Below are 15,351 nucleotides of genomic sequence, written 5' to 3' on the forward strand. Positions count from 1 at the left end.
TAACACTATAGGTTTCTAAAATATATTTTGCCTATTTCTACCTAGGAATATAATAGTATACATCCCCTATTTTTTCTTTTTTCCCTCTATCCAGCGTTTGATATGATTTATCCCATATTATACCATAACCTAAAATTTGAGGCAATTTTACCCATGGATATGCTTCCATAACCTTGAATTTTAGTACATAAGGTCTCAGTTTTATCCTTAACCTAGTAAAATTTATAGGCGCATATTCATATAACAAATAGATTGTCTTTCCTTTTGCAGAGATTGAAAATAGGTATAAGATTAGCACAAGTCATGATATAATAAACCATATCAAATATAGCTAAGGAGTTTATTCAAAATGAGAAGAAGAAAAAAGCCTGGGGCAAAAGAAAAATTATTAAGTTATGAGGACTATCTATGCAGAGAACCAGAAAAGTATAAAAGCCATTGGCAGGACTATTTTCATGAACAAAAACCAATTCATGTGGAATTAGGAACAGGGCGAGGCCAATTTATCAGCACCTTGGCAGAGATGAATCCTCATATTTATTACATAGGCATTGAAATTAAGGAAGAAGTCTTATTAAAGGCTGTAGAAAAGGCAGAAGCCAAAAAATTAAAAAACATCTTATTTCTTTGGTATGATATCAATAAAATTCATGATATCTTTGATGAAGAAGAGTTAAGTAGAATCTATATTAATTTTTGTGATCCTTGGCCCAAAAAGCGATGGGTAAAGCGTAGACTTACCCATCGGCGCTTTTTACAGAAGTATCAATCCATTTTAATCGAAGAAGGAGAAGTCCATTTTAAAACAGATAACGAAAAACTTTTTGAGTTCTCTTTAAATGAATTTTCTTACGAAAATTTCCGTTTAAACAATATTACTTTTGATCTGCATCATAGTGAAACAAATGATGGTATTACTACAGAATATGAAGATAAATTTTCTGCTATGGGAATGAAAATCTATCGATGTGAAGGGATAAAAAGAAATTGACATTTTTTACTGCCTATTGTTAAATATAGTTATGTAACGAATTAACAGTTATAATAGCATAAAAGAAATGAACAAGGAAAATGGGGTGAACGCATGAGCCGCGTGGGAGACAGAATCAAAGAAGAGAGAGTGAAAAAAGGTATTACCCCTAAACAGTTAGGGAAAAAATGTGGAGTGACAGAGTCCTTTATCTTAGATATTGAAAGTGGTCGCAAAATTATCAACGAAAAACTACTCAGTCAAATTTCTAAAGTATTGGGTTCTAATTTAGAAGAAAGTATGGTGTTAGAAGTATCTTTTGACGATAAAAAAGAAACAACTGAAAAAAAATCGCAAAAACTCATACCTTCATCTTCTATAAAAAGACCAGAAGTAGAGCCTTTAGCCCAATGGGAAGACGCATTATCTAATATCATAAAAAAAATTCCTATTTATGATATGCAGATGACAGCCATCAAAGATTATAAGAGTTTTCCCATTATCGATAAGAAAGTAGAAGGTTTTCATCCAGACAAGTTGATCTATATAGAAATTTCAGATGATCTCCTGACACAATATAGAATTAAAAAAGGAGATCGATGTCTGATCTATTTAAACCAAGAGTTTACCAATGGTGCCTTTCACCTAATAGAATATGATGATAAAAAGCGTCTAAGGAAGCTAAAAAAGGCAGAAGGTAACAACAAAATTCAGTTCGTTGAAGGACTTGATGGTAAAGCCCTTATAAAAGATAGAAAAGAGATTAAAGTGCTAGGCAAGTTGGTTCGGGTAGAAATTGACTTTAAATAAAATGAGACTTAATTCAGGGGGAGTTTTTGCTCCCCCTGAACTGTAAGCAAATTTATCATAATTTTGCTTTAAGGTATAAGACCCCCACCTCTAAGCGTTAACGCAGGTGGGGGTCTTAGCAATACACCGGAGGATAAAAATCAAGTTATAATTTCCCGAAGACCTTAGATATTAAAATTCAAGTTTAAAGACCTACACCTATACAACAATTTCTTCTTTGAATCTTTTGCAACTTATTTTTTATAATACTAAAGATAAAATAAAGTTAAATAGCATATCTTCGTATTTTTGTACTTTAGGTGCCATAGCTGCTTCAAGCGCCTCATTGATCTCGGGGCAAGCTGCTTTATACTCTTTCCAAGTTTTATAATATTTTGAATCCATATTCATCTCTCCTTTAATACTTTCCTTTTTCATCTATGTACTCTAACACAGCCTTTAAATTCTCAACATTAATACTGTCTACGGTTATTGCAACTTTATCTAAATCAAAATAATATTTTCCTCCAGGTGCTAAGATGTCTAAAAGTTCTTTTGCTTTATCAATACATTCTTCCTTTGTTCCACTCTTAAGTAAAGAAAGAGGATAAAATCCACTAACGATATGTTTTTTTCCTAACTTTTCTTTTACCAGCTTTGGATCACCATATTCAAATCTCATTCTTGTATTTTCAGGTAATTCATATAAATAATCTAAATATCTCATCCAATCATGCTCAACAAATAGATAGATCCCCTGGCCTTTGGCTGCAAGCGCTTCTACCATTTTTTTAAATGTAGGCCAATAGAATTTTTCAAAATCTTTTTCACGCATATAAGGCGCCATATGCAATGGTATGACTGTTTCTCCATCCATAGAAGGAACAGGTGGCGTACCTTTTTTTATCATCAAAGGTGTTACTGCTTCGCAGGCTTCTAAAACCTTTTGTGGATGTCTCCTGATATCATTAGAAATCCCCTTGAATCCTCTTATAATATCAGCAATAAAATCATAGGGAGCTTCACAGAAAGTTGTAGAAGCTGGTGGTAAAACTGCATAGCCATATTTCTGAATCATTTTTGCTTTTATTGCTCCAAAGTTTCCAAACTCATCATAAAAAGCCTTCATTCCTTTTGCTAAGGTTAATGCCTTCGTATTTGCATCTGCATCAAGCTTAGTATATAGCCTCGGCAACACTCTTTCTACAATACAGTCATAGGGTGCCTTAATAAATTCATCATATTCATCAGGCTCCAATCCATGAAGTTCTGGATGTTGTATAAACCCACCTGAACCCATCACGAAGGTTTTAGCTCCCAATAACTCATAGAAGGAAATAAATCTATTGGCAGAAATCGGTGCTACATCAGAAACAAAATCTTTACATACTTTATCAAATGCTTCTTCAAGTTTTTCTGTATTCCATTGAACCTCGACTAAATCCATGTTAGCATACTGCATGCAAAATTCCGGATAGAATTTCACTCCTATGGGTACCTTTTTAGGTATTTTTCCTTTATAGAGGTCTTTAAATAACTGGGTCCTCTCCTGAGATAAGACTACTGTATTCTCCATTTTAACACATCCATCCTTGACAAATTTTTACACCTTCCGCTGCATTGGTAGTAAAGGCATCTGCACCAACATGTTCACAAGCCTCTTTTGTTACAGGATTACCGCCAATAATAATTTTTAAATCATTTTTCAATCCTTCTTTTTCTAAACCATCAACTACATTTTTCATAGCATCAATTGCTAGGGTTAGAACACCACTCATACCAAGAATTTGAGGCTTAACCTCTTTGATCTTTTCTATAAACGCAGTTACCGATTGATCTATACCTATATCATAAACTTCAAAGCCAGCAGCCTCCGACATACTTCTAAATATGTTCTTACCAATATCATGCAAATCGCCTTCTACTGTACCAAGAACGATGGTGCCTACCTTTTCTGTTGTTCCAGAACCAATTACTGACTTTAATGCTTCAATAGCACTTGAAAGCAATTCGCCAGCAAAGATTAAGTCTCCTACGAAATACTCACCTTTATCAAATAAATCTCCTACAATTGCCATACCCTGCTGACATGCATTTACAACTTTTTGTGCCTCTTCTTCTGTTGGCTCACTTGCTACAAATTCATTTAACATTTCTACTACTTTGTCTTCATCAAGTTCTCCCACTGCTTCAGTTAATACTTTTAAATCCAATGCCATTTCCATTACTAACTCCCCCTTGAAATTATAGGTTAATTTTAACTACTTATATACTGAAATGTAGTTAAAGTATTGTAAGCATATTAACAAAATAAATATTTTGAATACTCTACGGATAACGTTTTCTCTTTTTTATTGCTATTTACTTTTATTTTACAAATCTGTAGCATATTTTTTATATTCCTGCTGATGATAGAATGTTTTTTACTTGATAGGTCCTATTTTGTTTTTTCTATAAGCAGTATTATACTTTCTACAGTGTTTATCTTTTTGTAGTAATGCTTCTGTTGCAAGTAATGTTGCCAGCATATCTCTATTGCATGGGTCCATAATGGCTGAATCCATGCCTACAAAGGCAGCAATTGTTAAAAATCCTTGATTTACAACTTTTCTTAAAGGCATGCCAAAAGAAATATTACTTAACCCTGATGTCACTTTAATCGTAGGATACATTTCTTTTATAGTTCTTGTGGTTTCTACAAAGCTCATCAAAGATGCGTTATCTGTAGACAAAGCCATAACTAAAGGGTCGATATGTATTCTGTCTGGTGTGATATCATATTTTTGTGCCTTTTCTACTAATATTTTTGTAATATCTATTCTAGTTTTTACGTCGCTAGGTATACCTTTATTATCACAGGTTAAACCAATCACTTCCCATGCTGTACCTTGAATCATAGGATAAATCACTTCACACTTATTCCCTTCTTCAGATACAGAGTTAATTAATCCTGGAGTCTTGGCATATTTAAATACCGCTTCAATCGTTTTTGCATTGGGACTATCAATACATAAGGGTTTATCTACTGCATCCTGAACAATATCCATCAGCCATTTTAAGGTTTCCACCTCGAATTCAGGGGCTGTACTTGCACAAACATCAATATAGTCTGCTCCCGCATCCACCTGATTCATGGCAAGGTTGCGGATGAATTCTTCATCCCTAGCTTCAATAGCCTTTTTTACACTAGGAATGGTTCCATTAACTTTTTCTCCAATGATAATCATTAAAATCCCACCTTTATTTATAATTTGCAATGCTATATATACAGGAATACTAATAAAGCCACAAACCTCTGATAGAGTAAGTTTATAGCTGTTTGTGCTAAATCTACAATGATCCATTATTTATAGGTACCTACTTTTGAAGATAGATTTTAATATACACAATTTACAGCGCTTCTTTTGCCTATTAAAACTGCTAGATGTATAACTAGCTTGTAAAATTTGTAAAATATTGTCGTTTTAGTAAATTTTATATATTTACTATTATATTAACTGTAAATATCTTGTAAGTCAATAAAAAAATAGTAAAAAATAAAATTTTACTATTTTTTTGATTAATTTATATTCCTATGTTATAATCAATCTATCTTATAAAAGGGTTGATGACGATGCAGAAAACAAAAGGAGAAATTACAAAACAAAAGATTTATGATACAGCTAAAGAAATGTTTTACCATAAAGGTTATAACGGCACCACAATGAAGGATATTGCTGCCGATCTTGGCATCTCCTTAGGAAATTTAACCTATTACTTTAAAACAAAAGATGCCATTGTAATCAATATTTTTGTTGATTACTTGGATAATATCTATGAATTTATTAAAGATAAAGTAGAGGATAGTGCAAATTCCTACTACAAGCATTTTTTTGTATCAATTATATTTTACAAGATTATTTTATCTGATCCTAACAACAAAAGATTTTTCGGAGAGATTATGACAAAAAAATCCTTCTATAGATTATTATCTGATAGAATTAGCATCATTTATCAAGATTTTATTGAGGACTATCATCTCAGAGTTTCTCAATCGGAATATGCACGAATTGTCATAGCCGATTTTGGTGCAAGAAGAGAAATCATATTAAACTATTTGTCAGGTAAAATCAAAATGCCCATTGAAGATTTAGCCATCTTTTTATTATCTACTACAAGTAAGCTTTTAGGAATGAAGGAAAAAGACATTTATACCACATCTTTTAATGCTTATACAGTAAGTAAAAAATATAATTATTCTCAAATCAAACTACTTATCTAATTTTTTCTAACAAGTTGTTTTTACAGCTGTTTTTCCAAAAAACTTAAATCATGTTGCAAAACAGAGGGGTTCCGCTAGCCAAACAGCCCTATAATCCCTCTGTTTCACAGTTTTCTTTTCAATTAAATTTGTGTAACTAGCAGCATATACTAGTTTGTGCTATAAGTATGAAAACTTCACTTATTATAATAGGTGAAGTTTTCATACTTTTTGTGAGCTATTAAAGAAACTAAAGCATTATATAATAACTATATAAAATTTGGCTACAATTCAGGGTAGTTTTTACCCTCCCTGAGAGGAATGATTGAAAAAATAGACATATAACCTATGAACTAAATTTACAACTATATCATAATGTAGTATTAAGGTGCTTAAGTACAAAATATTTTATTGATTTATGCATAAATTCCTTTATTAATTAGCAGGGAATAAAAAATATATGCTATAAATTAAAGAGAAGGGAGAAATGACTAATGGCAAAAACGTCACCCAATGAAAATGTAAGTATAGAAAAACAAACTTCACTTATGAATAAAGTTGAAGTTAAACCCACCAAAGATATTTCACCGAACAACACCTTATCTGTATTCTATCCATATATTTCTATACTATTGGTGTTTCTCATATTTAGCAGAAAAGAAAGATATCCTGGGTATATGGAAACATCAAATACAGCTGGGATGGATAAAGCCCTTTCTATTCAGAAGGTAATAGAAAATCCTGATATAAAAAAAGCTCTTCAGTCTGTTTGCATGCATTTAAATGAAGAAGAACAAACCCCTATTCACACACTTACAGGGCTATTGGAAGTGATAAGTACATTCCAGAACCTTCTAGGTAATTTTTCTAAAACTCAAAGATCCTCCTATTCAGCATCTTCTAATAAATTTGAAAAGCAATCAGGAATTATCAAAGTTCTAAAGGATCATGCTCATGAGGAAGATAAAAATTTATTGGAAGCTGTTGAAAGTGTAATAACTGCTGCAGAAAAAATAAAAAAAGTTATGCAGGGATTAAAAACACCAGAAATTTTCGATAAAGAAAGAATAGATGCTCATAAAATTCCAGCATTGGCAGATATTCCTGAACCTTTGCTTTCTGAAAATAAACACTATGCTATTGAAGAAGTACAGGAAACAATAAAAACTATTGAAGCAATAAATCCACCTGAAAGTTAAGAGGATGTTGACTAGTGAACAAAAACTAGAACAGCTTTTTATACAGTCATGCGGCTTTATAAAAAATAGAATCTTTTAAATTTAAAAATTAACCTTTTTGCTTTTAATTGCATATTTTATATTAGGGTTAGGATAATCAAATATTTAAAGGTAGGTGAAAATATATGAGCGATGTAGCTAGAAAAGATTTTTTTGGAGGAATCGCTGGTAAGAGTAGTTTGCTGTTCTTCTTTTTACTACTGGTGATTATCTTCTGTTTCTGTCCATTATTCTGTACTTCAGGTGATAGTTTACTATTCTTCTTCCTATTACTCATTGTACTGTTTGGAGGCAAAACTTTTTTTGGATCCTTTTGCTAAAGTAAGATACTAACTAAACAATACGCTTAAAAGAGAAATTAAAGTTCTAGAAACGAGTCTAGGACTTTAATTTCTTAATTTTAATTATCATAGGCGTTAACTTAACCCTATTATTTCCAAAATTCTCTCATGAACTGTCATTCTGTATAAAACTTTTTTTAAAATTCTTCTTTTCCTTATTTCAAAAGCCCGGCTTTTTCATGTAAATTTTGTATTTTGGCCATATCTGCCTCAGAAATGGAGTCAACATCATTTATCATTTGAAAAGTGTGCTTAGGTTTGAATAACAAGCATTTAACACCCCGTAGCACCCAACAGACAGGTAGTAAAAACGGCAACTTACCAAGGAAGGGATATGAAATTTTCATCCTATTCAATCCTGGGAAAAACAACTTTAGTCTGTATATTTGCTTCGCTGTTCCAATAGACCTTTTCTTATCTGCATTCATAGAGGATACTATTGAATGTTTTTTGATGCCGCAAACCCCACTGGAAAATATGTATGCTGTCATTTCATCATACAGCTCATTGCTCTCTCTACTCTCAAACCATATCTCACTAAGTCTACAAATGTTTTTCGTAAACTTCCAGAGTTGAATCTTCTCTAGTTCTGCTTGTATATACTCCCAATCCATTTTGTCTCTATAGTGCTTATTGTACACCCATATATCCATAATGGAGCGGATTCCCGTTCCGCCATTGGCATAATGCTTTGTAAGATGTATCATGATATAAACAAAAAAATCCTCATGGGACAGCTGATAGATGCATTTGTATCCGGTTTTTAATATGGCTCTATCCCATACTTTATTTAGATAATCACTGTAGGGGGAATTTTCTGCTATAAGCCTACGGTGCATTTCTATATTCATAAAAGGTTTCTTGTAATACACATCATGGTTTCCACCCTCACTTTCTAGGGTGAAACCTAATCCTAACATAAGCTTCTTCACTTGCTTTTTTTGTTCATTTTTAAATAAAATATCCACATCAACCATCAGCCTCATATCCGGCTGCGGATACAAATATTTGATTAGATATCCTTTCAGAGGCATACAGGCGATATGATTCTCTTCAAAGATTTTTAAGACCTGCTCTACTATAATATGCTGGGTAGCTTCCTTTGCGATGCCCTTTTTATAGTCATTATAAAATTTTACCATGATATCTTGCGGGGGCTTGCTGCTCAGCTTGCTTAGACAATAGCAGACCATATTGGATACGCTGTGCCAGGTTGAAAGCTTATACAGCTTTTCCCAATCCAGATTTTCTGGAGGATTTTGTGGCTGTGCATCATGAAGCACTGAGGAAAGCAAATGGATTAAATAACCTCTCTCAAGCTGAATGATAGTCAATAATATTTCTCCTTTCAGTCGTTTTAACTGCGGTATTTTCTATGCGTATTTCCTTGTTGCACACAGATAATGCCGCTTTTTTGTGGCTGATAATGATGCAGGTCTTATCCGTCATTTCCTTGATATTATTCAACAGGCTTTCCTCTGTGGCTTCATCCAGAGCGGAGGTTGCCTCATCTAAAAGTAATATGGGCGCACCACATAAAACTGCCCTTGCAATTGCAAGACGCTGCGCCTGTCCCTCAGATAAACCCTGACCCTTTTCTCCGATGACTGTATTAAGGCCATGGGGAAGAGTCATAATAAACTCTGCTGCACAGCTCACCTGTGCCGCCGCCATGATTTCTTCATCCGTTGCGTTTGAATTTACAAAGGCAATATTTTCCCGGATGGTTCCCGATAACAGCAGATTTCCTTGGGGCACATATGCAAACAGTTTTCTTGTATGCCTGTCGATTGGTATCTGTTCGCCAGTATTAAGTTTAATACTGATAGTTCCATCGCACGCTGAAAATACCCCAAGCAGCAGCTTTAAAAGGGTGCTTTTACCAATACCAGATATACCGGATACCGCAGCAAAGTCGCCTTTCTCTATGGTTAAATCAGCGTGGCTCAATACAATATCTCTATCATATCGGAAGGAAATATCCTCAAGCTTTATGCTTTGCATATCTGTATAAATGGCTGCTATATTGATATCCTGTTTATTTATCTCTATCTCATCAGGCAGGTTTTCAAGCTCTATCATGCGTTCTGCTGACGCGATGACGCCATACACCTTGGGAAGTAATCCCGACAGCCCCGTAAAAGGCGTCTGCACCTGTCCCACAAGCTGCAAAATTGCAGTGAGACTACCAAAGCTGATGGTTTTTGCAACCAACCCAAAGGAACTCCAAACCAAAGCATACAGGTATCCCATGGAAAAAATAAATGAAAAACCCGAATTTGCCAAGATACTGATGGTATTTTTCTTGATTTTTTCCCTGTAATACTCCCCTCCAAGCCCTGCCGCCTTATCTTCCATTTCATGCTCCACACCAAATATTTTTACAACGATTATGCTTTCCAGTACCTCCTGCATAAAGGAACGCACTACGCCGTCCTTTTCCTGCACATTTTTATGCAGGTATTTGAGCTTCTCCCGGAAGTACTTTGTGGTGAGGAATAATAACAAACCGCCAGCAGCAAATATCAGTGCAAAGGTTCGGTCAAACACACACAGTACTACAAAGGCACTGAGCAGCTTTGTCAGTAAGCCCACAAAGTCCGGCAAAATGGTTGTGACGCCCTCGCTGACAATGATAATATCACTGGTAAGCCTGTTCATCAGCTCACCGCTGTGATATTTCCCAGTGTGTGCGTAATCCTTTTGAAAAATTTCCCCAAGAAGCTTCGTTTTGTAGCTCATTTCCAGCCTACCCTGTATACGGACCTCAATGTTCCGGCACAAGATGCGCAGTAGCAGCTGCAGGACAATTACAAAAAACAACCATACCCCCTGTTTAATCAAGATATGCTTTTCTCCTGCGGCGGCACCGTCAATGACACCTCGGCTGGCAAGAGCAAACAGCACACCACACCCTGCAAACAGTGCATTGCCTAGAATCAAAATGAGTAGGGGGAAAAGCTGTGTTTTTGAATTTTCATAGAGCCATGCAAGAGTCTGTTTATCCTTCATTTTTCTTATCTCCCAAAAATCTTTCCGCTTTAACGCAAAGTTGTTTTGCTCTTAAATAAATCCGTCGGATAGGATACCCGAAAACCCAAAGTCTGCAATATACCCGATACCAGAAATCATCACAGGAAATGTATTTTCCCTCTCGCCAAAAGCCCTTGACCACCCCCATCACTTGATAGAAGCTAACAGGATATTCTTTTACCCACTGATTATCTCCTATCACCACATAGCCCTCCTCCTTTACTGCAACAATCCTGTGTAAAATATATTTTCCGTCCTTACGAAGAAATAGAGGAACGTCATACTTTTTCAAAGGCTTTTCTTGGGGTTTCACGATGCATACCTTATCCCTGCGGTGATGCAACATAGGCGCCATACTATTGCCGGTTACTGTAAAAATAACCTCTCCCCCCTTTTCCATGACTTCCGTCATTAGCGGGAAAAGCTCTGCCAGAGGTACCCTTTTATTCAAAGAGATCAGCCGCCTTCAACTTTGCAAGAAATTCGGTAATATCAGCTTTTGCAGTGGCTTCATTTACATCATATTCCTCCAGCAGAGCGGTAAGCATCTGCTGCTGGGTTTTACCTTTTTCAAGCTGACTCCATAAAAATCCTCCTGTTTCATTGAATGTTATCATTCCACTGAAATCAAGGGCTGCCTTCCCGGTGGGAACCACCACATAACTTCCTGCTACCTGTCGCATGAGATATCCCTCTTTTATTTTCATCACTACTTCATCCTCTCTTTGTTTGTTGTTTCATAGGCCAGCTTTACTGCATCAGCGCTAACGGTACAGGCCATTTGATATACAGGTGCCTTTTTCAGCAAAGTATCCAGCAAAGTCAAAAGCCTGCTCATTTTATCTCTGTCACTGTTGGGACGCAAACTTTGATAAATCAGCATCTGTGCCGCTTCCTTATTATTTAAAGGCCTGATATGATTTTCTTCTGCCTGTTCAATAAACACAATTGCCTGCAATGGCACCTTGATATTTGTATTAAGGTGGCTTTTTCCGCTCCAAGGGGTTCCATAGACATAGAAGTTATCTTCTACTAACCTCAGTGCCGGTTTGTCATCATTGATGATAACTGCCTTATCTTTACCGAAATGCTGCTGCCACAAGCTGGCATGGGTGGATTTGCCGATGCCACAGGGGCCAGAAAACAGCACTGCCCTGTTATCGTGAGCAACCGCCGAAGCATGTAGACAAAAACCGTCAAACTCCAATAAAGCACTGGAAAAGACAAAGCCTGTTTGGATATATTCCCATTCATTAGCAGTTAAATGAGGATATTTTTCCCTGTTTTTTTTCAACTCTTCATTTTTGATCTGTATAATTATGTCTATCGGTCCAACTGCATCCATCCTATAAGCTTTTCCTTGCTTCAGCAAGGTTTCACCAAAGCATTTCATCTTTACTGTTAAATCCGCTATTTTATATAAGTCCATAGTATATCACCTTTGCTAAGCTATAGAACAAGCAGAGAGATAATACCCTCTGCCTGTTTTAGCTTTATTATATGTCTGTACCATCCATGCCGAAAAATTGAGTAACACCGCTCATGCTGCAGATTTCTTCCACTTCAAACACAGTAACCTCCATTTCCGGTTTTTCATAGGGTTTTTTCATTTCCTCCACCCGCTTCATCCTCCTTTATTAGCAGACTTAATTCATGGTTTCATTTTCAGTATTGTTACTGTAAACCGTGATCATATTCCCCCCCGTATCCTGATAAATCAAATAGGCTCTTGCATACCAGGTATCCCCTGAGTTTATATCCACCTTTCGGATGTAGAACTGGTCTGTGGAGTTATTTTTTATTTTTCCATAAAGAACATTGCTGGTATCCACTGTCAGATCTCCGGACCAACTAGCGCTTTCCTTTAGCAGCAGTATACCGTTCTCTACTAATGTGTATCCATTGGGGACTTCTCGATTTGCAAAAAACATCATGGTTTTGTTGCTATTATCCACATGTACATCCTGTAATAAAGTAATAAAGGGTACTTTTTCTATCACTGTTGCTTCTCCCACAAATACCGCTTCAAGGGTAATAGGTTTCATCGGCATAAAAAAGCTATAGGTGCTACTGGTGCTTATTTTTACTCCGTTTTGCTGCCAATGACTGAATTTCTGTCCTGCTGGTGCAGTGTCAGCTATTACAGTTACTCGTGTATCATACTGGAAGTTCTCTTGTGTTCCTTCCACTCTTCCGTTTACAACTGTTACTGTATAGGTGTTTGATGATCTTTCAAAGAGGGCATTGATTATCAAATCTGTTGTTACATTGGTATATGCCTTATCCCATCCTACAAATTCATAGCCCGCCAGTACAGGGTCTTGTGGAGGAGTTGCATCTCCACCTTTTTCAACAGTTTCAGTTTTCAGGATTCTTCCCCTTTGATCCTTAAATACAACCGTGAATTCATCTGTAGAAGTGCTATTAAACACAGCCTTGATGTGAATTCCTGTTCCCATGACGCATTCATAAACGCGATCCGTAGAGAGAATATTTTCTATTCTGACATCCTGCCAATAAGCGAAGACATATCCATCCCCTTCAGTGGCTTCTAATCGAATCGTTTCATTCCTTGAGTATTTATAAGTATTTTCTGACGTGATGTTTTCTCCGTTTAATTTGACAGTTCCACTTCCTTCGATATCCACCATCAGATTACTTTTTGGTGGGGTTATCTCTGGCAATATGACCGATGAACTTGTAATCTGGGTAAGATCTGAAGCATCAAATGCCAACTTTGCCCCTGTGACCGATGCCGTATTGGATGCACCCAGATTGTTGAAGGTGGCTACGCCTGTACTTGCTATAGCAGTTTCAGTACCGGTAAGCTCCCATGAGCCTGAATCCTTCTTTGAGGCTGTTATAACCGTTGTGGTATCATTTGTACATATGTTTCCATAAGCATCCTTTAGTGTTACCTGGGGCTGCCGAGCAAACTGTCCTCCGTTTGTCAGAGGTGCTGCGATGTCCTGCGTTAACTCCATTGATGCAGCAGTTGCCGGTACTGGTGTTATGGTAACTTCATTGGTCTTTGGTATATTCACCCCTGCTATGCTAAACTCTATAGTTTGAGCTTCTGCATGGTGCAGTACCAGATTAGATGAAGCAACTCCACTTATAAATTCTACGCTTATTGGATCTAGCGATGAAGTCAGAGTAGTGCCGTTAAAACTTCCGTAGGTGTCGTCTGGAGCTTTTGTATATCCCGATACCGTCACCTCTTTGTTACCACTGAAGGTAGTATCGGTATCGCCGTCTGCATTCTTCACTGTCAGCGTTATGATGTTGTTTGCTCCCGTAGTTGGATCTGGCGACGCCGCAGATGCCTCTGCTGTATAGGCAGGCAACGACTGCATTTTTACATGTATCTTTTTTTCTGTTCCCTGGTATACTCCTTCCTGCCAAGCTACATAAAATTTGCCGTCACCGGCTGTCAGTGTCGGATTGCCAGCATAAATACCTGTATTATGGTTCAATCCATATTGCCCATTTCCATCAATAAATGTAAAACCTGCTCCATCATATTTTGCTACCCGAATTTGAGTTGGCCAAAGTTCCTCACCAATATCAACTATCTCATCCCACGATACATATAATGTATCATTATATGCTGTTAACACAGGGTTACGGGCATCATTTGCTTTGTCAAAGTTAATACCCCAATCATTGTTTCCATCAACGAAAGACCATGAATTGCCGCCATTATATTTTTTGACACGTATTTGGGGTATTGACCCATAAATTGGATCATTATATGTTGCTTCTTCCCAGGCTAAATACAGACTTCCATTACATGCCATAAGCGCAGGTCTTAATGCTTGATTGGAAGCATTACGATTTAGTCCGTAGACACCGCCCCCGTCTACAAAAGACCACGAACTCCCACTGCCACTGTATTTTTTGACACGCAACTGTCCTTTATTAGATTTATTTTCCATCCACACAGCATACAGTTCGTTATTATATGACATAAGATTAGGAAAGTAAGTTGATTCAGAAAAATCATAATTCAATCCAAATTCACTTTCCATCTGACCGGGACCATCATCTATAAATACCCATTCGCCTGTATCTTTATTATACTCTTTCACAGCTACCTTCGAGGCACCAAAAGTCGTCTCGCACCAAGCTGCATATAATTTTCCATTGTTTACTGTAAGTGAAGGGTTATAAGCACTTAAGTGATAATAATGATTTAAACCGTACCATTCATTGCCATCCTGACTATAGCTTGGACTTAGTGAAGTCCAGCTGCTACCTTCATTGTCAAGGTCTAATGATTTTACCTTTATTTGATCACAGTTACTAAATCTTCTGTCAGATTCCGACCATGCTGCAAAAAGTTTACCGTCATAGACAGCAAGCACTGGGCCGTTTGCATTTTCTATATGATTAGTATTATAGTTTAAAGTACCTCCATCTATAAAAGTCCAATCCCCCTCAGAATATTTCATAACACGAACCTGGTATTTAGAGGTTTCTGTACTATGCGCCTCACACCAGGCAGCATACAATTTACCGTTATAGGATGCTACTGATACAACTTGAGGATATGTGTCAAGTACCAATACAGAACTATTGTTTAACCCGTTTTGACCCTTGGTCCCAACAAATCTCCACGCTTCATTAACCCCATAGGCGTACGATATTCTGTCAATACCTTGAAATATAAATACAAAAACAAGACAAAATAACACCATCATAGTAGTTTTCACTAACCTGCCGTTCAAGTTTCACACC

General features: G+C 36.5%; 15 protein-coding genes. 4 read left to right on the forward strand and 11 right to left on the reverse strand.

Features of this window, described 5'->3' with window-relative positions; translation table 11 throughout:
- Positions 1-349: 349 nt before the first annotated feature.
- The gene (trmB, locus tag BJL90_RS20225; protein ID WP_070972496.1) at positions 350-991 is read left to right on the forward strand and encodes a tRNA (guanosine(46)-N7)-methyltransferase TrmB; all 642 of its coding nucleotides are present in this window, start codon (positions 350-352) and stop codon (positions 989-991) included.
- A gap of 93 nt (positions 992-1,084) precedes the next feature.
- Positions 1,085-1,780, forward strand: a complete 696-nt coding sequence (locus BJL90_RS20230; protein ID WP_070972498.1) for a helix-turn-helix domain-containing protein — start codon at positions 1,085-1,087, stop codon at positions 1,778-1,780.
- Positions 1,781-2,020: 240 nt separating this feature from the next.
- Here the strand turns inward: BJL90_RS20230 and BJL90_RS22485 are convergent, their stop codons facing one another.
- The 4 genes from BJL90_RS22485 to BJL90_RS20245 all read right to left on the reverse strand — a co-directional run bounded on the left by BJL90_RS22485 (position 2,021) and on the right by BJL90_RS20245 (position 5,103).
- Positions 2,021-2,164, reverse strand: a complete 144-nt coding sequence (locus BJL90_RS22485; RefSeq protein ID WP_169824249.1) for a hypothetical protein — start codon at positions 2,162-2,164, stop codon at positions 2,021-2,023.
- Positions 2,165-2,177: 13 nt separating this feature from the next.
- Entirely contained in the window at positions 2,178-3,335 is a 1,158-nt protein-coding gene (locus tag BJL90_RS20235) for a uroporphyrinogen decarboxylase family protein (protein ID WP_070972499.1), read from the reverse strand.
- A 1-nt stretch (position 3,336) separates the two neighbouring features.
- On the reverse strand, positions 3,337-3,984 hold the full coding sequence (locus BJL90_RS20240) for a cobalamin B12-binding domain-containing protein (protein ID WP_070972501.1): 648 nt from the start codon (positions 3,982-3,984) through the stop codon (positions 3,337-3,339).
- Positions 3,985-4,182: 198 nt separating this feature from the next.
- Positions 4,183-5,103, reverse strand: coding sequence for a methyltetrahydrofolate cobalamin methyltransferase (locus BJL90_RS20245; RefSeq protein WP_472234916.1), 921 nt, complete (start codon positions 5,101-5,103; stop codon positions 4,183-4,185).
- A gap of 269 nt (positions 5,104-5,372) precedes the next feature.
- On the opposite strand from BJL90_RS20245, the gene BJL90_RS20250 reads away from it, so the two are divergent.
- Together BJL90_RS20250 and BJL90_RS20255 are read left to right on the forward strand one after the other, a co-directional pair.
- Positions 5,373-6,020 carry a TetR/AcrR family transcriptional regulator gene (locus tag BJL90_RS20250; RefSeq protein ID WP_070972506.1) on the forward strand — a complete coding sequence of 216 codons (648 nt, stop codon included), beginning with the start codon at positions 5,373-5,375 and terminating at the stop codon, positions 6,018-6,020.
- A 473-nt stretch (positions 6,021-6,493) separates the two neighbouring features.
- A complete protein-coding gene (locus tag BJL90_RS20255; RefSeq protein ID WP_070972508.1) occupies positions 6,494-7,198 on the forward strand; it encodes a hypothetical protein in 705 nt (234 codons plus the stop codon).
- A 535-nt stretch (positions 7,199-7,733) separates the two neighbouring features.
- On the opposite strand, the gene BJL90_RS20260 is transcribed toward BJL90_RS20255, so the two are convergent.
- The 7 genes from BJL90_RS20260 to BJL90_RS20285 all read right to left on the reverse strand — a co-directional run bounded on the left by BJL90_RS20260 (position 7,734) and on the right by BJL90_RS20285 (position 15,341).
- A complete protein-coding gene (locus BJL90_RS20260; protein ID WP_070972510.1) occupies positions 7,734-8,912 on the reverse strand; it encodes a nucleotidyltransferase domain-containing protein in 1,179 nt (392 codons plus the stop codon).
- Entirely contained in the window at positions 8,893-10,590 is a 1,698-nt protein-coding gene (locus BJL90_RS20265; protein ID WP_070972512.1) for an ABC transporter ATP-binding protein, read from the reverse strand. Before BJL90_RS20265 ends, BJL90_RS20260 begins: the two co-directional genes overlap by 20 nt.
- Positions 10,580-11,062 carry a S24/S26 family peptidase gene (locus BJL90_RS20270; RefSeq protein ID WP_236904970.1) on the reverse strand — a complete coding sequence of 161 codons (483 nt, stop codon included), beginning with the start codon at positions 11,060-11,062 and terminating at the stop codon, positions 10,580-10,582. Before BJL90_RS20270 ends, BJL90_RS20265 begins: the two co-directional genes overlap by 11 nt.
- A complete protein-coding gene (locus tag BJL90_RS20275) occupies positions 11,055-11,318 on the reverse strand; it encodes a PqqD family protein (protein ID WP_070972514.1) in 264 nt (87 codons plus the stop codon). The genes BJL90_RS20270 and BJL90_RS20275 overlap by 8 nt, the downstream gene beginning before the upstream one ends.
- A gap of 2 nt (positions 11,319-11,320) precedes the next feature.
- Positions 11,321-12,040 (reverse strand): hypothetical protein, encoded by a 720-nt coding sequence (locus BJL90_RS20280; RefSeq protein WP_070972516.1) that lies wholly within the window; start codon positions 12,038-12,040, stop codon positions 11,321-11,323.
- 67 nt (positions 12,041-12,107) lie between these two features.
- Positions 12,108-12,230 (reverse strand): hypothetical protein, encoded by a 123-nt coding sequence (locus BJL90_RS23105; RefSeq protein WP_257786391.1) that lies wholly within the window; start codon positions 12,228-12,230, stop codon positions 12,108-12,110.
- Between the two features lie 27 nt (positions 12,231-12,257).
- The gene (locus BJL90_RS20285) at positions 12,258-15,341 is read right to left on the reverse strand and encodes an InlB B-repeat-containing protein (protein ID WP_070972518.1); all 3,084 of its coding nucleotides are present in this window, start codon (positions 15,339-15,341) and stop codon (positions 12,258-12,260) included.
- Positions 15,342-15,351: the final 10 nt, after the last annotated feature.

The sequence above is a fragment of the Clostridium formicaceticum genome (genome assembly GCF_001854185.1).
Classification (GTDB): Bacteria; Bacillota; Clostridia; order Peptostreptococcales; family Natronincolaceae; genus Andreesenella; species Andreesenella formicacetica.